Consider the following 25,884-nt stretch of genomic DNA (forward strand, 5'->3'; position numbering starts at 1 on the left):
ACTCGGACGAACCGGCCACGACCCGTCGCCGGGAAAGCATTCGTCACGCGCGCGCGCGAAACACCAAGCACCCGAGCGGTGCTCGCCTCAATCGCGCTTCCGGTCACCGCAACCTCAAAGTATTCCGCCGCGATGATGCAGGGCAAGCAAGAACGCGGCCATACGCAAAATCGCGTATAGGCCGCACGGCAACCCAGGACCTAGCCTGCGCTCGTCGATCCGGCCCGCCTCTCAAGGACCGGACGCCAACAGGGTCAGGCAGATGGCAGACGATACCGACACTGGCGCCGATCGCGGCTTGCGCTCCCCGCTGCGGCGCAGGCTGCTCATGGGGCTGGCCGGCGCCCCGGCGCTGGCCCTGATGCCGCGCAGCGCCTGGGCGGCGCCGCCGACCGCGGCCGTGAACACCACCGGCCTCGCCGTGACCGACACCGAGGTGACGGTGGGCATCCTGCACTCGATCACCGGCACCATGGCGATCTCGGAGACGGGCGCCCAGGAAGCGGAAAAACTCGCGATCCAGCAGATCAACGACGCCGGCGGCGTGCTCGGCCGCAAGATCAAGATCATCCAGGAGGACGGCGCCTCCGACTGGCCGACCTTCGCCGAGAAGGCCAAGAAGCTCCTCGTCAACGACCATTGCGCCGCCGTGATGGGCTGCTGGACCTCGGCCTCGCGCAAGGCGGTGCTACCGGTCTTCGAGCAGTATAACGGCCTTCTGTACTATCCGACCTTCTACGAGGGCCTCGAGCAGTCCAAGAATGTCTTCTATACCGGCCAGGAAGCCACCCAACAGATCCTCGCCGGCCTCGACTGGGTCCACAAGGAGAAGGGCGGCGACAGCTTCTACTTCATCGGCTCGGACTACATCTGGCCGCGCACCTCCAACAAGATCGCCCGCAAGCATGTCGAGAACGTGCTCAAGGGCAAGGTCGTCGGCGAGGAATACTTCCCCCTCGGCCATACGCAGTTCAACTCGGTGATAAACAAGATCAAGCTCACGAAGCCGAAGGTGATCTTCGCCGACGTGGTCGGCGGCTCGAACGTGGCGTTCTACAAGCAGCTCAAGGCGGCCGGCATCGATCTGTCGAAGCAGGTGCTGATGACCATCTCGGTCACCGAGGACGAGATCGACGGCATCGGCGGCGAAAACATCGCCGGGGCCTATGCCTGCATGAAGTACTTCCAGTCGATCGACAACGAGAACAACAAGGCCTTCGTCGCCGCGTTCAAGAAGATGTGGGGCGAGAAGACCGTCATCGGCGACGTGACGCAGGCGGCGTATCTCGGCCCGTTCCTGTGGAAGATGGCCTGCGAGAAGGCCGGCTCCTTCGACGTCGACAAGGTGGTGGCGGCCTCTCCGGGGCTGGAGTTCAAGGGCGCGCCGGAAGGCTACGTGAAGATCGACGAGAACCATCACCTCTGGTCGAAGACCCGGGTCGGCCGGGCCAAGACCGACGGCCAGTTCGAGATCGTCTACACCAGTCCCGAGCTGATCAAGCCGGATCCGTTCCCGAAGGGATATCAGTAATCCGTTGTCCGGAGGGGTGACATCACCCCTCCCCTCGTCATCGCGAGCGCAGCGAAGCGACCCAGGGCAGCGGGAATTCTCAGAGCGTAGCGCCTCCCTGGATTGCTTCGCTTCGCTCGCAAAGACGGCTCAACCTGCGCCGTAGACGGTGACGAGCCGGCAGAAGACGCACTCCATTTGCGGAAGTCCGAAACCATGCTCGGCGACTACTCCCTCGGCGACCTCGGCGCGATCTTCGCCATGCAGGGCTTCGCCGGCCTGATCCTGTTCTCCGTCTACCTGCTGATGGCCCTCGGGCTGGCGATCATCTTCGGGCAGATGGGCGTGATCAACATGGCCCACGGGGAGTTCATGATCCTCGGCGCCTACGTCACCTATCTCTGCTCGACCTTCTTCCAGACTTACCTGCCGGCGCTCTTCCCGATCTACTTCTTCATCGCGATGGGTCTGGCCTTCCTCGCCTCCGGCGCGCTCGGCATGCTGGTGGAATGGGGCCTGATCCGGTTCCTCTACAAGCGCCCGCTCGATACGCTCCTCGCCACCTGGGGCCTGTCGCTGATCCTCCAGCAGGCCTATCGGTCGATCTTCGGCGCCCGTGAGGTCGGCGTCGAGCTGCCGTCCTGGCTGATCGGCTCGGTGCAGGTCACAGACACGATCGAGATCCCGATCAACGGCCTGTTCGTCATGGCCGTGACCATCCTGATCACGGTCTCTGTCGCGCTCCTGATCTTCCGCTCGCGCTTCGGCCAGCAGGTCCGCGCCGTGATGGCCAACCGCGCCATGGCGGGGGCGGTCGGCATCGATACCGAGAAGGTCGACCGCTACACATTCGGCCTCGGCTGCGGCATCGCGGGTATCGCCGGCTCGGCCTTCACGATGATCGGCTCCACCGGGCCGACCTCCGGCCAGCTCTACATCGTCGACACCTTCCTGATCGTCGTGTTCGGCGGCGCCGCGAGCCTGCTCGGCACCATCGCGTCGGCCTTCTCGATCTCCCAGACGCAGTCGACCCTGGAGTTCTTCCTCTCCGGCTCGATGGCCAAGGTCATCACCCTGCTCGCGGTGGTCGGCATCCTGATGCTGAGGCCCCAGGGCCTCTTCACCCTCAAGGTCCGGCGCTGAGGATTGTTCGACCATGACGAATCCGGTCCAGACCCTCACCAAGTCCGTCACCGTCAACGACAACCCGTTCATGAAGCCGGTGGAGTGGCTGAGCCTGGCTCTGCTGGCGGGCGTGATCCTGGTCGTCCTGCCGCTGGCGCTCGACGGCTTCCGCCTCAACCTCGTCGGCAAGTACCTCACCTACGCGTTCGTCGCCCTCGGGCTGGTGATCTGCTGGGGCTACGCGGGCATCCTCTCGCTCGGCCAGGGCGTGTTCTTCGGCCTCGGCGGATACGGCATGGCGATGTACTTGAAGCTGGAGGCTTCGAGCATCGAGAACACGAAGATCCAGTCGACGCCCGGCATTCCGGACTTCATGGACTGGAACCAGATCACCGCCCTCCCCTGGTTCTGGCAGCCGTTCAAGAGCCTGCCGCTGACGATCATCCTCGCGGTCGCCATCCCGGTCCTGTTCGCGATGCTGATTTCCTTCGCGATGTTCAAGCGCAGGGTCGGCGGCACCTACTTCGCCATCATCACCCAGGCGATCGCCGCGATCCTGACGATCCTGATCGTCGGCCAGCAGGGCTATACCGGCGGGATCAACGGCATCACCGACCTGCGTACCCTCCACGGCTGGGACATCCGCACCGATCACGCGAAGGTCATCCTGTACTTCGTCAACGGCGGTCTCCTGATCGCCTGCATCCTGGCGGCGCAGTACGTGAAGAAATCGAAGCTCGGCCGCATCCTCGTCGCCATGCGCGACAAGGAGGACCGGGTGCGCTTCTCCGGCTACTCGGTGGCGGGGTTCAAGGTCTTCGCCTTCTGCTTCGCGGCCGGACTCGCGGCCATCGGCGGCGCGATGTTCACCCTCCAGGTCGGGTTCATGTCGCCCTCCTTCGTGGGCATCGTCCCCTCGATCGAGATGGTGATCTACGCGGCGGTCGGCGGGCGCCTGTCCCTGTTCGGCGCGGTCTGGGGCACGCTCTTGGTGAACTGGGCCAAGACCAGCTTCTCCGAGAGCTTCCCCGACCTTTGGCTGTTCGGCCTCGGCGCCCTGTTCATCGCGGTGGTGCTGGCCTTCCCGAATGGTCTCGCCGGGATCTGGCGCGAGCACATCGAGCCGCGCCTCACCCGCCGCGCCAAGAGCCTGCAGGCGCCCGCGCCCGCCATCGCCCCACCCCACGGCGCCCCGGCCGAGTGAGCATGCCATGAACGCCGCGATCCTCTCCTCCCCCGTGGTCGGCGCCGAGGCGGCCCCGCCCGACTACCTCCTCGCCGTCGAGGCGCTCACGGTCTCGTTCGACGGGTTCAAGGCGGTGAATGACGTGTCGTTCTACGTCGATCCGGACGAGATCCGGGTGATCATCGGCCCGAACGGCGCCGGCAAGACCACAGTCCTCGACCTGATCTGCGGGCGCACCAAGGCCAGCACGGGCTCGATCAAGTACAAGGGCCAGGAGCTGACCAAGCTCTCCGAGAGCGCCATCGTGCAGGCCGGCGTCGGCCGCAAGTTCCAGACGCCGTCGATCTACGACGACCTGACGGTGTTCGAGAACCTGGAGATCTCGTTTCCCCGCGGCCGCTCGGTCTTCGGCGCCCTCACGTTCAAGCGGGACGCGGAGGTCCGCGACCGGATCCACAGCATCGCCGAGACGATCTTCCTGAAGGACCAGCTGAAGGAGCGGGCCGAGTTCCTGAGCCACGGCCAGAAGCAGTGGCTGGAGATCGGCATGCTGCTGATCCAAGACCCGGAGCTGCTGATGCTCGACGAGCCGGTGGCCGGGATGAGCGTCGGCGAGCGGATCAAGACCGCCGAGCTCCTCAACCAGATCATCAAGGGCCGCTCGGTGCTGGTGATCGAGCACGACATGAAGTTCGTCGAGGACATCGCCCACCGGGTGACGGTCCTGCACCAGGGCAAGGTGCTCTCCGAAGGTTCGATGGAGCGGGTCAAGAACGACCCGAAGGTCATCGAAGTTTATTTGGGACATTGACGATGGCGTCGCTTCAGACTGCGCATCCGCCCGGCGTCCAGCCACCGCCGCTCGCCACGATGCCGGCCGCGACACCGGCGCTCGCCGTCGAGGACCTGCACGCCGCCTACGGCCAGAGCGAGGTCCTGCACGGGCTCACCTTCTCGGTGGCGCCGGGTGAGATCGTCGCCGTGATGGGCCGCAACGGGATGGGCAAGACCACCCTGATGAAGACCCTGATGGGCCTCGTGCCCGTCAAGGCTGGGTCGATCCGGGTCGAGGGCGCGGAGGTCGCGGGGCTCAAGAGCCACGCCCGGGTCGCCAAGGGCCTCGCCTACGTGCCGCAGGGCCGCATGATCTTCTCGACCATGACGGTGCAGGAGAACATCGAGACCGGCCTGACGGTCACCGGCACCCGCAAGGTGCCGCAGGACCTCTACGACATGTTCCCGGTGCTCCTGGAGATGAAGAGCCGGCGCGGCGGCAACCTCTCGGGCGGCCAGCAGCAGCAGCTCGCCATCGCCCGGGCGCTGGCGAGCCGCCCGAAAGTGCTCCTCCTCGACGAGCCCACCGAAGGGATCCAGCCCTCGATCATCCGCGAGATGGGCCGAACGTTGAAAAAAATTCGCGACGCGCGCGGCCTCTCGATCGTCGTGTCCGAGCAGGTCCTGAGCTTCGCCCTCGACGTCGCCGACCGGGTGATCGTCATGGAGAACGGGTCGATCGTCCACGAGGCCCCACGTGACGGGATCGACGAGGCCGCCGTCGCCCGGTTCTTGTCGGTCTAGGGGCGCAGCATGGCCGATCACGCGATCTTCGAACTCGGCGACTTCGTGCTCCAGTGCGGCAAGACGCTGCGCGCGGCCAAGCTCGCCTACAAGACCTTCGGGACGCTGAGCCCCGCCAAGGACAACGCCATCGTCTACCCGACTTGGTACTCGGGCCAGCACACCGAGAACGACTGGCTGATCGGCCCCGGCAAGGCGCTCGACCCAGACAAGTACTTCATCATCATCCCGAACATGTTCGGCAACGGGCTCTCGTCCTCGCCGAGCAACACGCCCGCGCCCTGGAACGGGCCGCGCTTCCCCAACGTCACCGCCTACGACAACGTCCGCGCCCAGCACCGCCTCGTCACCGAACATTTCGGCATCGCAAAACTCGTCCTCGTCACCGGCTGGTCGATGGGTGCGCTCCAGACCTACCACTGGGCGGCGATGTACCCCGACATGGTGCCGAGGATCCTGCCGTTTCAGGGTTCGGCCAAGTGCTCGCGTCATAACTACGTCTTCTTGGAGGGCGCCAAAGCGGCGCTCCAGGCCGATGCCGCCTGGGCGGAGGGATGGTACACGAGCCCGCCGACCCGGGGCCTGCGCGCATTCGGCCGGGTCTACGCGGGCTGGGGCCTGTCGCAGACCTTCTACCGGCTCGAGGCCGACATCACCCACATGGGCTACGCCTCGCTGGAGGACTTCCTGATCGGGTTCTGGGAAGGCCTGTTCTACGAGCGCGACGCCAACAACCTGCTCACCATGCTGTGGACGTGGCAGCACGGCGACATCAGCGCCAACGACACCTTCAAGGGCGACTTCAAGGCCGCGCTCGGCGCCATTCGCGCCAAGGCGATCCTGATGCCCGCCTCGACGGACCTGTATTTCCCGCCCGAGGACAACGCCATCGAGGCGGCCGCCATGCCGAACGCGGAGCTGCGCGTGATCGACACGTGGTGGGGCCATTTCGCGGGCGGGCCGGGCACCAGCCCGGACGACATCAAGGTCCTCGACGACGCTCTGAGAGAGCTGCTCGCGAGCGGGTGAGAGACGCGCAGCGGCGCGCGGACGGGGCCTGCCCCGGTCAAGTCAGGGAGCTGGAGACACGAGATGCCCGAGACGCTGATCAAGGTCGATCTCACGCAATCGGCCTACGACAACGACATGGTGCACAATCGCTGGCACCCCGACATCCCGATGGTCGCCTACGTGAAGCCGGGCGCCGACTTCATCGTCGAGACCTACGACTGGACCGGCGGCTTCATCAAGAACAACGATTCCGCCGACGACGTGCGCGACATCGACCTGTCGATCGTCCACTTCCTCTCGGGTCCGATCGGCGTCGAGGGCGCCGAGCCAGGCGACCTGCTGGTGGTCGACCTCCTCGACATCGGCGCCAAGCCCGAGAGCCAGTGGGGCTTCAACGGCTTCTTCTCCAAGAAGAACGGCGGCGGCTTCCTGACCGAGCACTTCCCGCAGGCCCAGAAGTCGATCTGGGACTTCGAGGGGATGTTCACCAAGTCGCGCCACGTCCCAGGCGTGCGCTTCCCCGGCCTGATCCATCCCGGCCTGATCGGCTGCCTGCCCGATCCCAAGATGCTGGAGACTTGGAACACCCGCGAGAAGGCGCTCTACGACACTGATCCGGAGCGCGTGCCGGCGCTCGCCACCCTCCCCTTCGGCCCGACGGCCCATATGGGCCGCCTGAACGGCGACGCGAAGGACGCGGCCGCCGCCACGGGCGCCCGCACAGTCCCGCCCCGCGAGCACGGCGGCAATTGCGACATCAAGGACCTGTCGCGCGGCTCGAAGATCTACTTCCCGGTCTACGTGCCCGGCGCCGGCCTCTCCATGGGCGACCTGCACTTCAGCCAGGGCGACGGCGAGATCACCTTCTGCGGCGCCATCGAGATGGCCGGCTGGGTGCATCTCAAGGTCGAGCTGATCAAGGACGGCATGGCCAAGTACGGGATCAAGAACCCGATCTTCAAGCCGTCGCCGATCACGCCGAAATACGACGACCACCTGATCTTTGAGGGCATCTCGGTCGACGAGAGTGGCGGCCAGCACTACCTCGACGTCCACATCGCCTATCGGCAGGCCTGCCTGAACGCGATCGAGTACCTGAAGAAGTTCGGCTACTCGGGCGCGCAGGCCTACTCGATCCTCGGCACGGCGCCGGTCCAGGGCCACATCTCGGGCGTCGTAGACATCCCGAACGCCTGCGCGACCCTCTGGATACCGACCAAGATCTTCGAGTTCGACATCAATCCCGGCGCCGACGGACCGACCAAGTTCCTCGATGGCTCGATCCAGATGCCGCTCTCGCCGGATCTGTGACCCTCCAGTCGTCCGGTGAGCACTTCCGTCTCACCGGACGCGACCTGCCCCCTCTCCCGTTCGGGAGAGGGTTGGGGTGAGGGACCCGGTCTTTCCGGAGAGGTCGCAGCCCTCACCCTGTCCCTCTCCCGCACGGGAGAGGGGACCCGCGTGTCACCGGTTACGTCGCGAATTTCTCCTCGTGCTTGAGGCGCCCCATGCCCGTCTACGACTACGCTTGCGAGGCCTGCGGCCCCTTCACGGTGATGCGTCCGATGGCGGAGTTCCGCGAGCCGCATGCCTGCCCGGATTGCGGGGGGACGAGCCAGCGCGCCTTCCTCACCGCGCCGCGCATCGCCGGCATGGATGCGGGGCTGCGGGCCGCCCACGCCACCAACGAGCGCAGCCGCCACGCGCCCCGTCGCTCAGGGAGCCACGGGGCCGGCTGCGGCTGCTGCTCACCCAAGAAGGCGACCGCGGCCCCGGCCGCCGCCAAGAGCTTCCCGAAGGCGCGGCCCTGGATGATCAGCCACTGAGACGCGCGCCACCGGGGGACACTCACGGTCAGGAGGACATCACGCCATGATGCACGGAGACATCTCTTCCAGCCAGGACAGCGTCGGCGTCGCCGTCGTGAACTACAAGATGCCGCGCCTGCACACCCGCGCGGAGGTGCTGGAGAACGCCAAGGCGATTGGCAAGATGATCGTCGGCATGAAGTCCGGCCTGCCCGGCCTCGACCTCGTGATCTTCCCCGAATATTCGACCCACGGCATCATGTACGACGCCGCCGAGATGTACGAGACCGCCTCGACGGTCCCGGGCGCCGAGACGGAGGTGTTCGCCACCGCCTGCCGGGAAGCTAAGGTCTGGGGCGTGTTCTCGCTCACCGGCGAGCGCCACGAGGAGCACCCACACAAGGCCCCCTACAACACCCTGATCCTGATGAACGACCAGGGCGAGATCGTGCAGAAGTACCGCAAGATCATGCCGTGGACGCCGATCGAGGGCTGGTATCCGGGCGACCGCACCTACGTGTCGGACGGGCCGAAGGGGCTGAAGATCAGCCTGATCATCTGCGACGACGGCAACTACCCGGAGATCTGGCGCGACTGCGCCATGCGGGGTGCCGAGCTGATCATCCGCTGCCAGGGCTACATGTACCCGGCGAAAGAACAGCAGGTCGTCATCTCGAAGGCGATGGCGTTCGCCAACAACACCTACGTGGCGGTGGCCAACGCGGCCGGCTTCGACGGCGTCTACACGTATTTCGGCCACTCGGCGATCATCGGCTTCGACGGGCGGACGCTCGGCGAGTGCGGCGAGGAGGAGATGGGCATCCAGTACGCCGCCCTGTCGAAGTTCCTGATCCGGGACTTCCGCGCCCACGGCCAGTCGGAGAACCACCTCTTCAAGCTGCTGCACCGCGGCTACACGGGCATGATCAACTCGAAGGAGAACCGGCACGGGATGTCGGAATGCCCCTACGACTTCTACCGCCGCTGGATCGAGGATCCCGACGGAACCCGCGACGCGGTGCGGGCGATTACCCGTCAGAGCGTCGGCACGGAGGAATGCCCGATCGAGGGGATCCCCTTCGTCGGCAAGGGCGAGGGTGCCCCCGATCCGGCGCGCTGACCGCCGGATCCGCCGCTCCGCCCCCCTTCGCGGCGGAGCGGGCCGGTCATCCGATCAGGAGCATCATGGACACGACTCCCCTTGGCCCTTCCGCCTTCCGGGCGCCCGCGGTGCTGCTCTCCGGCCCGGTCGACTACGACATGTACAAGGACTTCCGCCGCCAGCTCGGCGCGGCGGCAGACCGCGAGATCGTGGTCGTCGAGCTGACGACGCTCGGCGGCGATCCGGAGGTCGCCCGGATGATGGGCGAGGACATCCGCTTCAACAGCGCGATGGACCCGAACCGGCGCTTCGTCTTCCTCGGCAAGGCGGCGATCTACTCGGCCGGGACGACATTGATGAGCTTCTTCGCCCGGCCGAACCGCTACCTGACCTGCGGCACGCGGCTGATGATCCACGAGCGCAAGATGAACAAGCAGCTCCAGGTCGAGGGGCCGCTCACCACCTGCATCGCCTCCGTGAAGGCGACGCTCAACGAGATCCTGTGCTCGATCGAGATCCAGAACGAGGGCTTCGCGAACCTGATCGCAGGCTCGGACGTCACCCTCGACGAGGTGCTCGAGAAGGCGCCGTCGAACTGGTACCTCGAGGCCGAGGAGGCGAAGCGGCGCGGTCTGATCGAGGCGGTGATCTGAACCGCGTCTTTGCGAACGTCGTGAAGCAACCCAGGGCGGCGCGACACCGGCGAGCGTGGCGCCGCTAGATTGCTTCGCTTCGCTCGCAAAGACGGCGAGTCCTCACGTTTCAGGGTAATCGGCTCCGAGGCTGGTCTCGCGCCACGCCTCGATCTCGGCGATCCGCTGCTTCAGGCGCGCCGTCACCGCGTCGTAGCCCCAGGCGCCCAGCACGAGGTGGCGCGGCGGATCCGCCATCTCGGTCACCCGGATCATCGCCTCCGCGGCCCGCACCGGATCGCCGGCCTGGGTGCCGCTCTTCTCCGACGTTGCCTTCAGGCGCGCGCCCGCGGTTTCGGCGTAGTCGGAAATCGCGTTGGGGGTCTGGACCAGGGAGCGGCCGGCCCAGTCTGTGCGGAACGGCCCCGGCGCGATGCAGGTGACGCGGATCCCGAGCGGCCCGGCCTCGGCGGCGAGCGAATCCGAGAACCCTTCGACGGCGTGCTTGGTGGCGGCGTAGTAGCCGGAGGCCGGGAAACCCACGAAGCCCGCCACCGAGGTCACGTTGAGGATGTGACCCGACTTCTGTGCCCGCATCACCGGCAGCACCGCCCGGGTCAGGGCGAACAGGCCGAAGACGTTGGCGTCGAACTGGGCGCGGATCTTGTCCTCCTCGCCCTCCTCGATCGAGGATTGGTAGCCGTAGCCGGCATTGTTCACGAGCACGTCGACCCGCCCGAACGTCTGCTGGGCGGCGCGCACGGCATCGGCGATCCGGCCCGCCTCGGTCACGTCGAGGGAGAGGGCCAGGACGCGGCCATCGGCACCGTCCGCTAGGTCGGCGACCTTGGCCGCGTCGCGGGCCGTGACCACCGCGCGCCAGCCGCGCCCAACGACGAGCTTGGCGAGTTCCCGGCCGAAGCCGGTCGAGCAGCCGGTGATGAACCAGACCGGGTCGGTGTTCTGCGTCATGGCGGATCCTGATCAGGGGGTCGCGGCCGATTCCGTCAGGCGGTCGACCGAGAGCAGGTAGGCGACGAGCGCGGTCTGCTCCTCGGGCGACACGCCCGTGCCGGCATCGGCCCAGAAGGCGTGTCCTCTGCCGGTAACGCGGGCGACGCGCGCGGTTTCCGAGGCGGCGTTGGCGGCGATCACCTTGGCCCGCAGGTCCCGGTCGACCAGCGCGCGCAGGCTGTTGGCGGGATCGGGGGCGACGCCCCTGTACAGCGTGCCCGGGACGCCGAGCTGGCCCTCGGCATCGACCCCGACCGCGACGCCGGAATCGTGCAGGTACGGCGCCGACCAGGCGAGGCCGACGAGGTTTGGCACCTTGTAGCCGCCCTCGGTGCCGCCCTGCCCCCAGGCGAGCTGGACTTCGGCGAGCCTGTCGCCCGCGAGCGGCACCGGGACGATCACCGGATCGGCCGGGACCGGGAACGGCGTGTCGGTGGCGAACAGCGTCGGCGGCGACAGGCGCGCCTCCATCTTGGCGCCGGCCCGCGCGCGGGTCGGCTCGGTGCCGATCTCGGCCTCCGGGACGACCCGGTGGTTGGTGAGAGCCGGCCCGGAATGGCAGGTGCCGCAACCGGCCTTCTCGAACACCGCGCGGCCGGCCCGGACCCGGTCCGGATCCTGCCCGGCGGCGGGCGGGTGCAGCAGGTTCTGGAAGGCCGACATGGCGTTGTTGGCGTGATTGACCGGCTCGCCGGGGACCGACGTGAACAGGCCGTTGTCGGTGACGTAGTTGGTCGCCGGATAGGTCGGCAGCACCGCGTAGCTGTTCAGGCCCGGGGAGGCCGGGGTCGGGTCGACGCTCTTCAACACCTCGGATGGGCTCCGACCGCCGTCCGGCCGGTAGCGGAACGCCTCCGTGGCCGACCCGCGCAGGACGATGCCGAGATACGTCTCCGGATCCAGGCCGAACAGCCAGGACGCCGCGGCGGCGAGCTGGGTCGTGTCGGAATTGGCCGCGTGGACGTTGTTGTTGAGCGAGGACAGGCCGGCGAAGGGCCCGATCGCCTCGCGGCCGCTCCAGCTGTATGGCTCGCCGTGGGCGGAGAAGCTCGACGGGATCGAGGTCGGGTTGGTGACCCGGTCGGCGGACGAGTCGAAGCTGCCCGGCGGCCAGCTCGCCACCTGCACCTTGGTGGCCGCCTCGACCGCCGCGGCGTCCGGCAGGGCCGGTCCCGTGCCGGTCGAGCCAGTATGCTGCGGGTCGGCGGAGGGCCGGGCATCGGCCTCTGGCACGCTGGCGTGCATGAAGTAGGCCGAGGAGTTCTTGGCGAGCGCCATCAGCAGCCCGGCATTGAGGTCGGTGTTGGGCGCGCCCTCCACGACCTTGCCGGTGCCGGGATCGACCGCCGCGTGGCACAGGGCGCAGGTGATGCCCATGCGCAGATGGCCGCGGTCGGAGAAGGTCTTGATCCCGATGATGAAGGCGCCGCCCTTCGGCACGTCGAGCCCGGTCGGCACCAGCTCCCCCGTCCGGTAGACGCGGTCGCCGACGCGCACGTCCCTGGCCATGGCGACCTGAAGGTTCGTGGTGCCCTGCCCGCCGAGCCTCGCCACCGCCAGGGCGACGGCGCCGGGCGTCAGGCCGCCGTCGAGCATGCCCATGACGTCGGTGAGGAAAACCTCGTTGCCGAACGTCTCCTGATAGAAGGCCTGCCGGCCGCGCTCGACCATGGCGGGATCGATCGCGACCGCGCCACTCGACGGCGAGAGCGCTTTCCGTCCGGCCTCGGTGCCGTTGAGCCCCTCGGCCTCCGCGCGCGACACCCGGCGGCCCAGGATGTCGAAGGCGGTCTGGATCGGGTAGCGGTCCGCGTTGAGCAGGTCCGCCCGGTCGGGCATCGGGGCGTAGCTGAAGCGGCCGAGGCTCAGCGTCGCGCCGGCCGCGACGGTCACGAGCCCGGCGGTGATCAGGATGCGGCGCGGCCAGCCCATGAAACCCGAGTGTCCTTCCCGGCGCCCGCCCGCGAGCGAGCGGGACCGGAGGGCCGGGCCTTCAACCGCCGGACACGGCCAGGGTTCACCCCGTCGGCCGGGACCGGGTGTCGCGTCCCGGCCGGCGCCGATTGTCAGATCTGGACCTGCCCGCCGTCGGCGAACAGTTCGACGCCGTTGACGAAGCTCGCCGCGTCAGAGGCGAGGAACAGCACCGCCTGGGCGATCTCCTCGGGCCGGCCGACGCGGCCGGCCGGGATCTGGCCCGCGAGGTAATCCTTGGTGGCCGCGGCCTGATCGCCGCCGCCGAAGAGCTCGTCGAGGCCGGCGGTCTCGGTCACGCCCGGACTGATCGTGTTCACCCGGATACGACGATCCTTCAGGTCGAGGATCCAGTTCCGGGCGAAGTTGCGCACCGCCGCCTTGGTGGCCGAGTAGACGCTGAAGGCCGGCGTGCCGGAGCTGCCGGTGGTCGAGCCGGTGAGCACGATCGCGGCCCCGTCGCGCAGCAGCGGCAGCGCCTTCTGGACGGTGAAGAGCACGCCCTTCACGTTGGTGTCGAAGATGCTCTGATAGTGCGCCTCGGTGATCGCGCCCAGCGGCGCGAAGGTGCCGCCGCCGGCATTGGCGAAGACCACGTCGATCTGCATGTGCTTCTGCTGGACCGCGTCGTACAGGCGGTCGATGTCGGCGAGGTTCGCCATGTCGCCGCGCACGCCGGTGACCCGGCCCCCGATCCGCTTCACCGCCGCGTCGAGCGCCTGCTGGCGGCGACCGGTGATGAACACCGAGGCCCCCTCGGCCACGAAGGCCTGGGCGGTCGCGAGGCCGATGCCGCTGGTGCCGCCGGTCACCACCACGACCTTGTCCTGAAACCTGCCGGTCATCGTCGTTCTCCGTCTCTCGGCTTCGTGTGCGCCGCTGCCGAAGAGATGATCCCGGAACGTTGATGCGGATAGTCAGCGATTGTGGCACTCAGCGTTCCTCTGGAGGAACGATGAGCCGCGCCGACCTCAACGACTACGCCTACTTCGCCGCGGTCGTGTCGCATGGCGGCTTCGCCGCGGCGGGTCGCGCGCTGCACCAGCCGAAATCGAAGCTGAGCCGCCGGATCGCGGCCCTGGAGGCGCGCCTCGGCGCGCGCCTGATCGAGCGGTCGAGTCGGCGTTTCCGCGTGACCGAGGTAGGCCAGGGCTTCTACGAGCGCTGCCGGGCGATGATGCTGGAGGCCGAGCGGGCCGAGGCGCTGGTCGCGGAGGCGCAGACCGAGCCGCACGGACGGATCCGGATGAGTTGCCCGACGGGCCTCACCGACATCGTCGCCGCGCGCGTCCGCGGCTTCCTCGCCTGCTACCCGAAGGTGAGGCTGCAGTTGGTCGTGACCGATCGGCCCGTCGACCTGATCGAGGAGCGCATCGACGTGGCGCTGCGGGTCCGGCTTGACCTGACAAGCGACGCGTCCCTGACCATGCGCACGCTCGGCTCCTCGCGCTGGATCCTGGTCGCCGCGCCGCGGGTCGCGCGCGGCCTCGGCACCGACATCGCCGCGCTCGGCGCGGTCCCGACCCTCGGCACCCGCGACGATCCGGGCGAGGCGGAGTGGCGGCTGGAGCACCGTGACGGCACGGTCTTCACCCTGCGCCACGAGCCGCGCATGACCTGCAGCGACTTCGCCGCGCTGTGCGACGCGGCGGCAGACGGCCTCGGGGTCGCGTTCCTGCCCGACCACGCCTGCACCGACGCCGTCGCGGCCGGCCGGCTCGTGCCCGTCTACCCGGACTGGCAGGGTCAGCCCGGGATCGTGCACATCGTCTTCACGACCCGGCGCGGACTGCCGCCGGCCGTGCGCGTGCTGATCGATCACCTGGCGGCGACATTCCCGAAGCTATGAGAGCCGCGCCCTAATACCCGCGCGCCGCGTCGACCCCGTTCGGCACCTGGCCGGTCCGGCGATAGGCCCGCAGGTTGCCCGCCACGGTGGCGGCGGCCGAATCCATGTCGGTCGGCCCCGAGACGTGCGGCAGCACCGTCACGCCGGGATGGGACCACAGCGGCGACTCCGCCGGCAGGGGCTCGACCGCGAAGACGTCGAGCACCGCGTGGGCGAGGTGGCCATTGTCCAGGGCGGCGATCAGATCCTCGGTGACGACGATCGGGCCGCGGGCGAAGTTGATCAGCGCGGCGCCGGGCCTCAGGACGGCGAGGCGCTCGGCGTTCACGAGACCGCGCGTCTCAGGCGTCAGCGGCACGAGACAGACGAGGATGTCGCAGCGGCCGAGCATCGCCGGGAGGCTGTCGGCACCGTGGAACGTCTCGAGATCCGGCACCGCCTTGGGGCTGCGGCTCCAGCCGACGACGCGGAAGCCCGCGCCGGTGAGCCGCTCCGCCGCCGCGGTCCCGAGCGCACCGAGGCCGAGCAGGCCCACAACGGTGTCGGATGGCTTGCGATAGGCGTGCGGTCGCCAGACGCGATCCCGTTGCTGGCGGGCATAGGCCGGCATGTCGCGCTGGAGAAAGTAGGTCCAGGCCAGGACCGCCTCGGCCATGGTGCGGGCCATCTCGCGGTCGACCAAGCGGACGATCGGCAGCGGCCGGTCGAAGGCGCCGACGAGCTTCTCGACGCCGGCCCAGAGGCTCTGAACCCAGACGAGGCCCGGCAAGGCCGCAACCTCGGACGGATCGGGATTGGCCACGACGGCGACCCGCGTCGCCGCCCGGGCCGCGTCATCCATCGACCGGAACGGGATCAGGCGCTCCTCCGGCATGGCCGCCGACAGGACCTGCAGGTACTCCGCCTCCTGGTCCGGCCCCTTGCACCCGACCAGGGCAATCGCCTCCGCCATCCACGTCCTCCGCGCCGATACCGTCGTCCACCGTCGACGACGCAGGGGCTGTGCCTGAGCCGATCAGGCTCGTCGAGCTGGATCGGATTCTTGCCGCGTCAACGCGCCTCGATCAGCGCCGGGTAGACGAGACGGACGGTGCGGCGCGCCTCCGGAACCGCGCCCTCGGACCGCTCGCGAATGCTCCCGGTCGTGGCGGTCACCGACGCTTCCGTCGGCCTGAGGCGCCAGCGTTCGGCGCCCTGCATGGCGATGCGCGGCTTGGGACGTTCGAGATGCCGGTCCGCACCCTCGGTGGGCACCGTAGCGAGCCCGGCCAGCGTCATGGCGGCGAGGAGGCTGAACCGGGCCAAGGGCCGGCGGCGGGATCGGGCAGGATCGGAGGGCATGACAGGGCACCGCGAGGACGCCCCTGTTCTGCAAGTCGGAAGTGAAAACGGGATCGAACCGAATCGATTCTCAAGTCGTTGCCAACACCTGTCTGGCGACGCGGTAAATGTAGGCTGTCCGGGCAGGGTAAACGACAATTCAGGAGGACGCGCGGATATGGTCAGCAAGGTCGAGGGGGGATCCGGAACGCCGGAGCGGGCGGAGATCGGCCGCGTGATCGACACCGACATCTCCGCGCGCCTGGACCGGCTGCCTTGGGGGCGCTTCCATGTCCTGGTGATCGTGGCGCTCGGCATCACCTGGGTGCTCGACGGCCTCGAGGTCACCCTCGCCGGCTCGCTGGTGGGCGCCCTACGCCAGCCGCCGATGTCCTTCTCCGAGTTCGACGTGGGTCTGGCAGCCTCCTGCTACCTCATCGGAGCCGTCACCGGGGCGATCGGCTTCGGCTGGCTCACGGATCGGATCGGCCGCAAGAAGCTGTTCTTCATCACCCTGGCCCTCTACCTCGTCGCCACGGCGGCCACAGGCCTGTCCTGGAATGTCTGGAGCTTCTGCGCCTTCCGGTTCTTCACGGGTGCGGGGATCGGCGGCGAGTACACGGCGATCAACTCGACCATCCAGGAACTGGTCCCGGCCCGGGTCCGCGGCTGGACCAACCTGGTCATCAACGGCTCGTTCTGGATCGGTGCGGCGCTGGGCTCGTTCATGTCGATCGTGCTGCTGAAGCCCGAGGTGATCGACCCGGCCTGGGGCTGGCGCGTCGCCTTCTTCACCGGCGGGGCCATCGGCCTCGTAATCCTGCTCCTACGCACCTGGATCCCCGAGAGCCCGCGCTGGCTCGCAACCCACGGCTACGCGGCAGAGGCCGACCGGGTGGTCACCGGGATCGAGAAGCGCTTCACCGACGAGGGCGTGACCCTGCCGCCGGTGGACGAGAGCAAGCGCATGAAGGTCCGCACCCGCGACCACACCCCGCTCTCGGAGGTGTTCAAGGCGCTGTTCGTCACGAGCCGCAAGGAGACCATGGTCGGCCTCGCGCTGATGATCGCCCAGGCGTTCTTCTACAATGCGCTGTTCTTCACCTACGCGCTGGTGCTGGAGCGCTTCTATCAGGTGCCCGGCAACCATGTCGGGTGGTACCTGCTGCCCTTCGCGCTCGGCTCGTTCCTCGGCCCGGTCCTGCTCGGGCGGCTGTTCGACACGATCGGCCGGCGCACCATGATCGCCTTCACGTACGGCATCTCGGCACTGCTGCTCGCCGGGGTCGGCCTGCTGTTCCGCCTCGACGTGCTCGGGCCGGTCGGGCAGACCGGGGCCTGGATGGTGGTGTTCTTCTTCGCCTCGGCGGCGGCGAGCTCGGCCTATCTGACCGTCTCCGAGACCTTCCCGCTGGAGATCCGGGCGCTCGCCATCGCGGCCTTCTACGCGGTCGGCACCGGCATCGGCGGCGTCTCGGGCCCGCTCCTGTTCGGCAGCCTGGTCGAGACCGGATCGCGCGACTGGGTGCTGTTCGGCTACGGGATCGGCGCCGTCCTGATGCTCATCGCGGCGGTCGTCGGGGGGATCTGGGGGACGGCTGCGGAGGGCAAGTCCCTGGAGGAGGTGTCGAAGCCGCTAGCGGCGGCCTGAGCGCCGGTCCGCGACGATGATCGTCCGCGCGCGCGGAGCGAAGCCGCCCGGCCTCGCTCCGCACCGCGCCCGTCGACGTCGCGCTCCGTCACGACTCCTTCCGCCACACCTGCCCGTGGTAGACGAACTTGGCCCCCTCGTTCGCCAGGGCCGCCAGCCCCCGGAAGGCGGGGTCGTGAACGGTGATCACGCTGGTCGGAATCTGGCGCATCATGGCGGCGAAGGGCGCCTTCTTCTCGAAGGCGGTGCGGAAACCGCTCTCCTCGAGCACCTTCAGGATCCGGGGCGCGATGCCGCCGCCGATATAGACGCCGCTCGTCGCCAGGAAGGTCAGCGCGAGGTCGCCGCAGACGCGTCCGAGCACCCGGCCGAACAGCGCGAGCGTCTCGGCGGCATGCGGGTCGGTGGCGTTGAGACCGGCCTCGGTGACCGCGGCCGGCTCGATCTTCTCGTGCGGCTGCCCGGTCCGGACATGGGCGACCGCCGCGTGGAGCCGCGACAGGCCCGGTCCCGACAGCACCGTCTCGACGGTAATGCGATCCTCGACCCGCTCCAGGGCGTGCCAGACCTTCTCCTCGAAGGCGTCGGCCGGGCCGATATCGGTATGGCCGACCTCGGTGGAGACGATGGCGAGATGCGCCGCGTAGGGGACCAGCGCCGCCGCGCCGAAACCGGTCCCGGGACCCAGCACCACGCGCGCGCCACCGGGGACCGGCGGACAGGGGCCGACCGGCGTGAGGTCGTGCGGCTCGATATCGGCGGCGCCGGCCGCCACCGGCACATAGTCGTTGACCACGACTGCGGAAGACAGGCCGAAATCCCCGGCGATGCGTTGGCCCGCGATCTTCCAGTGCGCGTTCGTCAGCTGGATCTCCGGACCGTCGATCCGGCCGGCGATCGCCAGGATGGCCGACCGCGGCGACGGTCCACCGCCCTTGGCGAGCGACGCCCTGATGGCACTCGACGGGTCCGGATGATCGGCGGTGGCCTCGTGCGCGAGCAGCCGAGGCTGGTCGCCGGCCTGCTCGATGATGCCGAACCGGGCATTCGTGCCGCCGATATCGCCGACGAGAACCGGAAACTCGAACATCGAAGGAAGCTCCTGCTCTCTGGTTCGCACGGAACCGATACGGACCCGGCGCGGCGAAATATCGGATCCGTGACTTCGCACGGGTAAGTGCCATGTGGCGCCGGCCGCGTCTCAACGCGTCGCGTTCGTCTTGTCCCGTAGTCGACCGATGACGCCAAGATGCGTATCGCCGAATCCGCTCCCGTATTTGAGTCCGTATCCGAGCCCGCGATCGACGCCGATATGGGCGAGCCAGATCAACCCCAGCCCGGCAAGGTCGGCACGGCCGAGGCTCGTGGCCACACACAGGCCGATGAGCGGCAGGATCAGCGCGTGAACGGCGTTGTAGAGCGCAGCGCCTGCCCTCGGACCGGCTGCATAGGCAACCATGCTCAGGTCGGGGACGAACAACAGCGCGGCGAAGAGCCACCAGGATTGACCGAGCCAGCCATAGGCCCACACGGCGGCCGCCAGGATGAAGGCCCCCTCCAGCCGGAGAAGGAGGCGCGGCCAGCCAGCGGCTGAGCGATCCGACATTGCGACGTCCCTGGATCGAGGGTCCGCGCCGAAGGCCGGCTATGCCGCGGGCAGCGCATCGGGTTCGATGACGCCCCCCAGCGCCCAATCCCGGAGCAGCGCCCGGACGGCCTGCGGATCGGGCAGGCGGCGGCGGGCCACGGTCTCCCCCTCGCCCACGCGCACCGCCACGCCGCCATCCTCGTTGACCGATGCGAAGGCGATCTCGTCGGTGCGATCGTCGCCGAAGAAGACCGGTATCCGCCCGGCATAGGGGCTCTGTTCCATGAAGGCGCGGATCGCATGCGCCTTTGTGGCCTGCGCCGGGACGATCTCGCCCACCGCCTTGCCGAGTTGCAGGCGGTAATCGCCGCCCAGCGCCGCCGCCGCCGCCGTCACCAGCGCCTCGGCCCGGGCGGCATCGTCGCCATTCGCGAGCCGCCAGTGCACCGCGACCGAGGCGCCCTTGTCCTCGATCAGAACCTGCGCCAGTGCAGCGGCTTCGGCTTGGAGGCGCGCGACCTGCCGCCGCAAGTCCGGATGATCCTCGGCCCGGCCGCCCGTGAGCGTCCCGCCGATCCGGCATTCGACGCCGTGCAGACCAGCCGCATCGATCCGGGACGGTGCCAGGAAGCCGTCGATCACCGAGACCGGACGCCCGGTCACGATCGCGAGGGCACCGTCGAGACGGCCCCGCAGCCGTTCCAGGGTCTCCACCAGCCCAGGCTCGATCTGCACGGCGTCCGGCCGCGGCGCGATCTCGGCGAGCGTGCCGTCGAAGTCGAGAAAGAGGGCGATGTTCATCGCGGGCGGTCCCGGGCTCGAGTGTCGGCGGTGGGCTAGCACGCTCGGCCGGGACGACAAATGCCGGCCGGCCCGCCCTATCTGATTCCGCGCAGTCACGTCGCGAGGTTTCCATGAGTGGTTCGCCCTTCTGGCCCGTTCCGGATCCGGTCAGGTCCGGTGAGGAGAGCGTCTGGGACTACCCGCGGCCGCCACGGCTGGAGCCGGTCGCGGAGCGCCTGCAGGTGGTGCTCGGCGGCGCCGTGATCGCGGAGACCGAGGCGGCCTTTCGCGTCCTCGAGACCTCGCACCCGCCGACCTATTATCTGCCGCCCGATGCCATCGCGGCCGGGACGCTCACGAACCGCCGGCGCGGCGGGATCTGCGAGTGGAAGGGACAGGCGGTCCTGTTCGATGTGCGGGGCGGCGATCGCCTCGCGCCCGGGGCCGCCTGGGCCTATCCCGACCCGACTCCGGATTTCCGCGCGATCGCCGGCTACGTCGCGTTCTACGCCGGCCCGATGGACGCCTGCTTCGTCGGCGCGGCGCGGGTGGCGCCCCAACCCGGGACCTTCTACGGCGGCTGGATCACCCCCGGCATCGTCGGGCCGTTCAAGGGCGGCCCGGGCACGATGGGCTGGTGATCGTCTTTCCCTCCCCTGTTCCAAGTCCGGACCGACACGGCGAGCTGAACCCCATGAATGCGCTGACAGAAACCGATCCCACGGGTGCCGGCTTCAGCCCGGAGGGCCTCGCCCGCATCGGGCCGTGGATGGACCGCCTCGTCGCTGACGGTCGGCTCGCCGGCCTGTCGGTCACCGTGGCGCGGCGGGGCCGAATCGCCTTCGCCCGCGCCTGCGGGCAGGCTGACCTGGCCCGGGCGACGCCGTTCACCCTCGACACGGTGGCGCGGATCTACTCGATGACCAAGCCGCTCACCTCGGTGTCGGTGATGCAGCTCTACGAGCAGGGGCTGTTCCAGCTCGACGATCCCGTCGCCCGGGTCCTGCCCGACTTCGCCGAGATGCGGGTCGCCGTCGGCGGCAACCGGGCGAAGCTGGAGACCGAGCCCGCCAAACGCCCGATCACGGTGCGCGACCTGCTGACCCACACCGCCGGCCTGACCTACGGCTTCATGGAAGCGACCCTGGTCGACGCGCAGTATCGCGAGCACGGCGTCGATTTCCTGGCACGCGAGGGCACCCTCGCCGACATGACCGCGCGGGTGGCGAAGCTGCCGCTCCTCGCCCAGCCCGGCAGCGCCTGGAACTACAGCGTCGCCACCGACGTGCTCGGCCAGTACGTGGCGGCCCTCACCGGGCGTCCCTTCGCCGACCACCTCCGCGATGCGGTAATCGGGCCGCTCGGCATGGTCGATACCGACTTCCACGTCCGGCCGGCGCTGATGCCGCGCTTCTGCGCCACGTACGCGTATGACCGCGAGCGCCGGCTCCGCCTGTTCGACGATTCGGTGGATACCGCCTTCGCCACACCGCCCGCCATCCCGTCGGGCGGCGGCGGCCTCGTCTCGACAGCCGCCGACTACCAGCGCTTCTGCCGGATGATCCTCAACCGCGGCACCCTCGACGGGACGCGGCTCCTGGGGCGCAAGACGGTGGAACTGATGCTGGCGAACCACCTGTCCGGCGATCTCGCCGCGATGGGGACGCCGCGCTTCGCCGAGACGTCCTACACGGGCATCGGCTTCGGCCTGGGCTTCTCGGTGATGCTCGATCCGGCCCGCGCCCAGATCCTCGGATCACCCGGCGAGGTCGCCTGGGGCGGCCTCGCCTCGACGGCGTTCTGGATCGACCCGGCCGAGGATCTCTCGGTGGTGCTCATGACGCAGCTCGTGCCGTCCTCGGCGCTGCCGATCCGGCGCGAGCTGCGCGTCCTGACCTACGCGGCCCTGGCCGATTGAGGCCTGGCCGCGCGCGGGTCGGCGTCGCTCACTCGTCCTTGGGCGCCTCGACGGCGGCGGGCTTCTGCGCCGGCTTCGCGCCGGCCTTGGCGCTCGGCTTCGGGGCGGCGGTCGCGTATTCGGGATCGCTGCGCGGACCATTCGCACCGTTGGTCGGGCCGGGAAGCTGACCGGGCGCGAGATCGGTGACCTTGCTCCAGGTCTGTGACTTGCACAGGAACGCGATCAGGCAGCCGCGCACCGTCAGCTCGCCGGGCTTCTCGGTCCAGATGGTGACGTCGTAGGACTTGCCGTCCTCGGAATTGTAGATCCTGCCCTCATAATGGGCGTCGGCGTTCGGCTTCAGCCCCATGATCAGCTGATGACCGAGGGAGGGCCGAGCCTGCTTCTTGGGATCTGGGTTCTTGAAGTCGACCCGCGGCTCGCCCTTGTCGTTCAGCGGAACCTTCAGCCACACCACGTAGCCGCACAGCCGGTCACCCGCGGTCCCGCACTTCTCGAGACGCACGCGGGCACGGCCGTCCTCCGTGAGATAGGTGCCGCTGGGATCGGTCGGCGTGGCGGCATGTGCCGTGCCCGCCAGGACCGAGAGCGCCAGGATCGCGAGCGGCGCAACCCGGCGACCGATCGATGAAAACCGCATACCCGAACTCCCATTCGTCGCGAGCGGTGATGGAGGACAGACCGCCCACCCTCGCGTGAACCGCTTTCAGCGCGGAGAGACCCCGCTCTCCGCGTCGGCGCGCCCGCGCCGAGCCGAGAACCGGACGGCGTGCGCTTCATGCCCGCCCTGTCCCGCGCGAAGTTGTCCGCATCATGACAACTCAGTTGAGGTTTTGGCGAGCCGATCGGTCCTGAATTACTGGGCCTCGCGATCAGTTCCGCGTCGGCGGGCGCGTTCGACCCGGTCCGAGAGCACGCTGCATCACGGTGACGTCGAGCCAGCGCCCATGCTTATAGCCGACCCCCGTCAGGGTGCCGACCGGTGTAAAACCGAGGCTTGCGTGCAGCGCGATCGAGGCGCGCGAGCCGCTGTCGGCGATGATCGCCACCAGGGTCCGGCAATCGATCCGTTCGCTCGCTGCGACCAGCGCCGCGAGCAGAGTCCGGCCGACACCGCCGCCGCGGGCCGAGCGGGCCACATAGATCGAATCCTCCAGGGTTGAACGGTAGGCGGCCCGCTGGTGATAGGGGCCGGCATAGGCATAGCCCGCGACCAAGCCGTTCCGGTCGGCGACAAGATACGGGAAGCCACCGTCGCGCAGGACCGAGTAGCGCCGCGTCATCTCCTCCAGGGTCGGCGGCTCCGTTTCGAAGCTCGCCGTGCTGGTAGCGACGGCGTCCGCGTAGATCGCCGCGATGGCCGGGAGGTCGGCCTCGGTGGCCGGACGTATCAGGGCTGTCACAGCCGGATGTTAGGCCAAGCCATCCGTCTCCGGCAACGGCGGCGACCGGGCCGGGCAACGCGTGTTCAGGTGTCGGGGGACAACGACGCGACGAAGGGACCGGCACCAGAGCGCCGATCCCGCAAGAGCTGGATGGTGTTCGCTTACTCGGCGGCGGTCATGTCGGCGGTGAAGTGGCCGCACCAGTCCTTCGAGGCGACAACCGGCCAGAGGCCCTTCGACTCGGGGGCCGGCTGGGTGACCGGAGGATTGAAGCGGCAGAGGCCCTCGTCACCCTGAGCCTGGGCGCCGTTGAGTTTGTGATCGTCGAAGAAGCGGCAGCTCTCGCAAGCGGCGTTCGCGGTACCGGCCATCGGGTCTCTCCATCGGATGCGTCGGGGTCGCAACGCTCCCGCGACAGTTCTTAATTAGAATAGCTCAAAAGAACGGTCAATCGGGTGCCTTGCGTGGAGCTTGCGTCGACCGGTCCCCATGCCGTGGGCTGAAAAAATCCAGGCGAGTAGGCGCGCGTGTGGGGGCGCCGTGGACCTTCGCTCCTCGGTCCGGCCGCCGTCGTCGCAGCGTGACCCGATGGCGAGCAGCCTGACCGAGGCCGGCGCGCGGACGGCTGAGCGAAGGTCGCGGCGGTCCGCGAGCCCCTGCGAACGCACCGAAACCGGACCCCGATGGGGATCCGGCTTCGGAAGAGAGACAGCAATCCGATCGTCGCGCGCTTCGGTCTGCGTCGCGACGCGCGATCCAAGAAGGCTCAGCCCTGCTTGGCCTTCTTGTTGGCGTTGTGGTGGCCGATGGCGCAGCCCGCCGCGGCGCCCATCTTGCCGTGGCCCGCCACGTGACCGGCGACACCGCCGACCACGGCGCCCTTGAGGCAGCCCTTCGCTTCGGCCGGTGCCCCGGCGAGCAGGCCCGCGATGGCCAGGGCGGAGACAAATACGATCCGGTTCATCATGGTGCTTCCTCCTATCGTCGCTGTCGAAACGACGAGGCGCGCCAACCCGTTCCGCCGATCGAGGCGTGTGCCGACCCGTACGGGTGAACCGGACCGTCCAATCGGTCAGAACGCGAGACCGCTTACCAGCCGCACGAGGTCCGCCTGGCGCGTCGCACCCGTCTTGGCGAAGATCGCCTTCAGCTGCGAGCGCGCGGTCGCCGAGGTGATAGCGAATTGCGACGCCGCCTCCGCCAGCGAGGTGCCAGCCGAGACGGTTTGGGCAAGACGTGCCTCGGCGGGCGTCAACCGATAAGCCGCCTGCAGGATCGCGGAAGCCGGCGCCCGCCGGCTCCCGGGATTACTGGCGAGGAGCAGCGTTCTCGCGCCGCCGAACAGGCCGCGGCTCGGTCCGACCAGCGGCACGACATGGATCACGATCGACGGCGCGTCCCGCCGGGCCACCACCACGGCCGAGATGGGCGGGCGTCCGAAGGGCCGCGCCAAGGCTTCGAGCCGCCGGGCGGCCTCGGGATCCTCCGCGGTCAAGCGGCCGGTCGCAAGCTTCAGGTCGTGGCCGAGGAGCGCGCCGAAGGCTTCGTTCCAACAAAGCGCACGTCCCTCGGAATCGAGGATCAGAGCGGCGCGTTCGATCAGTTCGAAAGCCTGCGTCATCCCGGCGAGACGGGCCTTCTCGACCATGGCCGTCAATAGAGCCGCGCGCCGGAACAACGGTGACAGGGTCGCGAGGCGGCTCTGTTCATGCAGTTCGTAAGGTCCCTGCGCCGACGTCCTCTGCAGGGACAGGCACCACAGCCGCCCCTTCACCGCGAAGCCGATCCCGGCGAACCAGCGCAGACGGTGGGAGGCGAGCAGATCCTGGTAGAAAGGCAGGCGCGCCACTTCCTCGGGCGAGGTGAAATCCTGATCCACCGTGATGCCGCGCGCCTGCATGTACGGTAGGCCGCGGAGGCGATAGTCGTCGCGGTGCCAGCCCTCGTCGAAGTAACGGCGCGATGCTTCGGCGAGGGAGGCAGTGCAGAGGGATTCGATGCCCATACGGTCGGAACGCAGCAGAAGAGCGCCCTCGCTGCCGGACGCCCGAACGGTCCGCTCGGCCAAATCCTGCCATCGCGCCGGATCGACCACCGCCTCCTCAAGATCTTCCCGAAACACGGCCTCGAGGTCATCGTGCAGGCGGGAGAACAGATCCGGCCTCACACCTGACATGTCGTGCGCCTCCCGCAAGACGGATATTGCCGTCAGCGATCGTCTCGCCGATTTATGAATCGTGAAACGCGCGCCTAAACTCCCAAATTATAGATCGGATTTCTAAATTCGGGCAAGCGTTCGAATGTTTACAGACTTGATCCGGCGGCGTGCAGCGTTGAACAGGATGCGTTCCGCTTCGGTCGGCCGCGTTCATCGTCTGGGTGGCCTTCGGAGAGACGCTGGATCTGCCGGTCCGCACTGACCGCGCTCAAGGCCGGGCGGCCTTCGC

The 25,884-nt window shown here is 68.6% G+C and carries 27 protein-coding genes; 14 read left to right on the forward strand and 13 right to left on the reverse strand.

Annotated features, from left to right (window positions below):
• Nucleotides 1-262: 262 nt before the first annotated feature.
• The 10 genes from urtA to ACXJKQ_RS03805 all read left to right on the forward strand — a co-directional run bounded on the left by urtA (nt 263) and on the right by ACXJKQ_RS03805 (nt 9,973).
• Nucleotides 263-1,531, forward strand: coding sequence for an urea ABC transporter substrate-binding protein (gene urtA / locus ACXJKQ_RS03760; RefSeq protein ID WP_457104439.1), 1,269 nt, complete (start codon nt 263-265; stop codon nt 1,529-1,531).
• A gap of 195 nt (nt 1,532-1,726) precedes the next feature.
• Nucleotides 1,727-2,653: an urea ABC transporter permease subunit UrtB gene (urtB, locus tag ACXJKQ_RS03765; protein ID WP_457104440.1), complete on the forward strand. Its 927-nt coding sequence runs from the start codon at nt 1,727-1,729 to the stop codon at nt 2,651-2,653.
• Between the two features lie 13 nt (nt 2,654-2,666).
• Entirely contained in the window at nt 2,667-3,839 is a 1,173-nt protein-coding gene (urtC, locus tag ACXJKQ_RS03770) for an urea ABC transporter permease subunit UrtC (protein WP_457104441.1), read from the forward strand.
• Nucleotides 3,840-3,846: 7 nt separating this feature from the next.
• Nucleotides 3,847-4,632, forward strand: coding sequence for an urea ABC transporter ATP-binding protein UrtD (gene urtD, locus ACXJKQ_RS03775; protein ID WP_457104442.1), 786 nt, complete (start codon nt 3,847-3,849; stop codon nt 4,630-4,632).
• A 59-nt stretch (nt 4,633-4,691) separates the two neighbouring features.
• Nucleotides 4,692-5,399 carry an urea ABC transporter ATP-binding subunit UrtE gene (gene urtE / locus ACXJKQ_RS03780; protein WP_457104574.1) on the forward strand — a complete coding sequence of 236 codons (708 nt, stop codon included), beginning with the start codon at nt 4,692-4,694 and terminating at the stop codon, nt 5,397-5,399.
• A gap of 9 nt (nt 5,400-5,408) precedes the next feature.
• Nucleotides 5,409-6,428 (forward strand): alpha/beta fold hydrolase, encoded by a 1,020-nt coding sequence (locus ACXJKQ_RS03785; protein ID WP_457104443.1) that lies wholly within the window; start codon nt 5,409-5,411, stop codon nt 6,426-6,428.
• 63 nt (nt 6,429-6,491) lie between these two features.
• A complete protein-coding gene (fmdA, locus tag ACXJKQ_RS03790) occupies nt 6,492-7,721 on the forward strand; it encodes a formamidase (RefSeq protein WP_457104444.1) in 1,230 nt (409 codons plus the stop codon).
• Between the two features lie 197 nt (nt 7,722-7,918).
• Nucleotides 7,919-8,236, forward strand: a complete 318-nt coding sequence (locus ACXJKQ_RS03795; protein ID WP_020090551.1) for an FmdB family zinc ribbon protein — start codon at nt 7,919-7,921, stop codon at nt 8,234-8,236.
• A gap of 46 nt (nt 8,237-8,282) precedes the next feature.
• Nucleotides 8,283-9,338, forward strand: coding sequence for an aliphatic amidase (locus tag ACXJKQ_RS03800; RefSeq protein WP_457104445.1), 1,056 nt, complete (start codon nt 8,283-8,285; stop codon nt 9,336-9,338).
• A gap of 65 nt (nt 9,339-9,403) precedes the next feature.
• Nucleotides 9,404-9,973 (forward strand): ClpP family protease, encoded by a 570-nt coding sequence (locus ACXJKQ_RS03805; protein ID WP_457104446.1) that lies wholly within the window; start codon nt 9,404-9,406, stop codon nt 9,971-9,973.
• Between the two features lie 102 nt (nt 9,974-10,075).
• Here ACXJKQ_RS03805 and ACXJKQ_RS03810 read toward each other — a convergent pair whose 3' ends face one another.
• The 3 genes from ACXJKQ_RS03810 to ACXJKQ_RS03820 all read right to left on the reverse strand — a co-directional run bounded on the left by ACXJKQ_RS03810 (nt 10,076) and on the right by ACXJKQ_RS03820 (nt 13,785).
• On the reverse strand, nt 10,076-10,924 hold the full coding sequence (locus tag ACXJKQ_RS03810) for an oxidoreductase (RefSeq protein WP_457104447.1): 849 nt from the start codon (nt 10,922-10,924) through the stop codon (nt 10,076-10,078).
• A 12-nt stretch (nt 10,925-10,936) separates the two neighbouring features.
• Entirely contained in the window at nt 10,937-12,898 is a 1,962-nt protein-coding gene (locus ACXJKQ_RS03815; RefSeq protein ID WP_457104448.1) for a cytochrome C oxidase Cbb3, read from the reverse strand.
• A 134-nt stretch (nt 12,899-13,032) separates the two neighbouring features.
• Nucleotides 13,033-13,785, reverse strand: coding sequence for an SDR family oxidoreductase (locus ACXJKQ_RS03820; RefSeq protein WP_457104449.1), 753 nt, complete (start codon nt 13,783-13,785; stop codon nt 13,033-13,035).
• Between the two features lie 110 nt (nt 13,786-13,895).
• Here ACXJKQ_RS03820 and ACXJKQ_RS03825 point away from each other — a divergent pair, with 110 nt between their 5' ends.
• On the forward strand, nt 13,896-14,789 hold the full coding sequence (locus tag ACXJKQ_RS03825) for a LysR substrate-binding domain-containing protein (protein ID WP_457104450.1): 894 nt from the start codon (nt 13,896-13,898) through the stop codon (nt 14,787-14,789).
• Nucleotides 14,790-14,799: 10 nt separating this feature from the next.
• Here the strand turns inward: ACXJKQ_RS03825 and ACXJKQ_RS03830 are convergent, their stop codons facing one another.
• Together ACXJKQ_RS03830 and ACXJKQ_RS03835 are read right to left on the reverse strand one after the other, a co-directional pair.
• A complete protein-coding gene (locus tag ACXJKQ_RS03830; RefSeq protein WP_457104451.1) occupies nt 14,800-15,741 on the reverse strand; it encodes a 2-hydroxyacid dehydrogenase in 942 nt (313 codons plus the stop codon).
• A gap of 98 nt (nt 15,742-15,839) precedes the next feature.
• Complete coding sequence (locus ACXJKQ_RS03835) at nt 15,840-16,130, reverse strand: hypothetical protein (protein WP_457104452.1); 291 nt, start codon at nt 16,128-16,130, stop codon at nt 15,840-15,842.
• A gap of 157 nt (nt 16,131-16,287) precedes the next feature.
• Here ACXJKQ_RS03835 and ACXJKQ_RS03840 point away from each other — a divergent pair, with 157 nt between their 5' ends.
• A complete protein-coding gene (locus tag ACXJKQ_RS03840; RefSeq protein ID WP_457104453.1) occupies nt 16,288-17,760 on the forward strand; it encodes an MFS transporter in 1,473 nt (490 codons plus the stop codon).
• 88 nt (nt 17,761-17,848) lie between these two features.
• On the opposite strand, the gene ACXJKQ_RS03845 is transcribed toward ACXJKQ_RS03840, so the two are convergent.
• From ACXJKQ_RS03845 to otsB, 3 genes are all read right to left on the reverse strand, one after another.
• Nucleotides 17,849-18,850, reverse strand: a complete 1,002-nt coding sequence (locus ACXJKQ_RS03845; protein WP_457104454.1) for a glucokinase — start codon at nt 18,848-18,850, stop codon at nt 17,849-17,851.
• Nucleotides 18,851-18,961: 111 nt separating this feature from the next.
• Nucleotides 18,962-19,366: a DUF4260 domain-containing protein gene (locus tag ACXJKQ_RS03850; RefSeq protein WP_457104455.1), complete on the reverse strand. Its 405-nt coding sequence runs from the start codon at nt 19,364-19,366 to the stop codon at nt 18,962-18,964.
• 39 nt (nt 19,367-19,405) lie between these two features.
• Nucleotides 19,406-20,149, reverse strand: a complete 744-nt coding sequence (otsB, locus tag ACXJKQ_RS03855; RefSeq protein ID WP_457104456.1) for a trehalose-phosphatase — start codon at nt 20,147-20,149, stop codon at nt 19,406-19,408.
• Between the two features lie 113 nt (nt 20,150-20,262).
• Between otsB and ACXJKQ_RS03860 the strand changes: the two genes are divergently transcribed.
• Both ACXJKQ_RS03860 and ACXJKQ_RS03865 read left to right on the forward strand, forming a co-directional pair.
• Nucleotides 20,263-20,772 carry a DUF427 domain-containing protein gene (locus ACXJKQ_RS03860; protein WP_457104457.1) on the forward strand — a complete coding sequence of 170 codons (510 nt, stop codon included), beginning with the start codon at nt 20,263-20,265 and terminating at the stop codon, nt 20,770-20,772.
• 53 nt (nt 20,773-20,825) lie between these two features.
• Nucleotides 20,826-22,049, forward strand: a complete 1,224-nt coding sequence (locus ACXJKQ_RS03865) for a serine hydrolase domain-containing protein (protein ID WP_457104458.1) — start codon at nt 20,826-20,828, stop codon at nt 22,047-22,049.
• 28 nt (nt 22,050-22,077) lie between these two features.
• Here the strand turns inward: ACXJKQ_RS03865 and ACXJKQ_RS03870 are convergent, their stop codons facing one another.
• The 5 genes from ACXJKQ_RS03870 to ACXJKQ_RS03890 form a co-directional block, all read right to left on the reverse strand.
• On the reverse strand, nt 22,078-22,692 hold the full coding sequence (locus ACXJKQ_RS03870) for a DUF2147 domain-containing protein (protein WP_457104459.1): 615 nt from the start codon (nt 22,690-22,692) through the stop codon (nt 22,078-22,080).
• Between the two features lie 232 nt (nt 22,693-22,924).
• The gene (locus ACXJKQ_RS03875) at nt 22,925-23,455 is read right to left on the reverse strand and encodes an N-acetyltransferase family protein (protein ID WP_457104460.1); all 531 of its coding nucleotides are present in this window, start codon (nt 23,453-23,455) and stop codon (nt 22,925-22,927) included.
• Between the two features lie 143 nt (nt 23,456-23,598).
• Nucleotides 23,599-23,808, reverse strand: a complete 210-nt coding sequence (locus tag ACXJKQ_RS03880; protein WP_457104461.1) for a hypothetical protein — start codon at nt 23,806-23,808, stop codon at nt 23,599-23,601.
• Between the two features lie 395 nt (nt 23,809-24,203).
• Entirely contained in the window at nt 24,204-24,401 is a 198-nt protein-coding gene (locus ACXJKQ_RS03885; RefSeq protein WP_457104575.1) for a hypothetical protein, read from the reverse strand.
• 108 nt (nt 24,402-24,509) lie between these two features.
• Entirely contained in the window at nt 24,510-25,613 is a 1,104-nt protein-coding gene (locus ACXJKQ_RS03890) for a helix-turn-helix transcriptional regulator (RefSeq protein WP_457104462.1), read from the reverse strand.
• Nucleotides 25,614-25,884 lie beyond the last annotated feature (271 nt).

Source organism: Methylobacterium sp. P5_C11, from assembly GCF_054049775.1.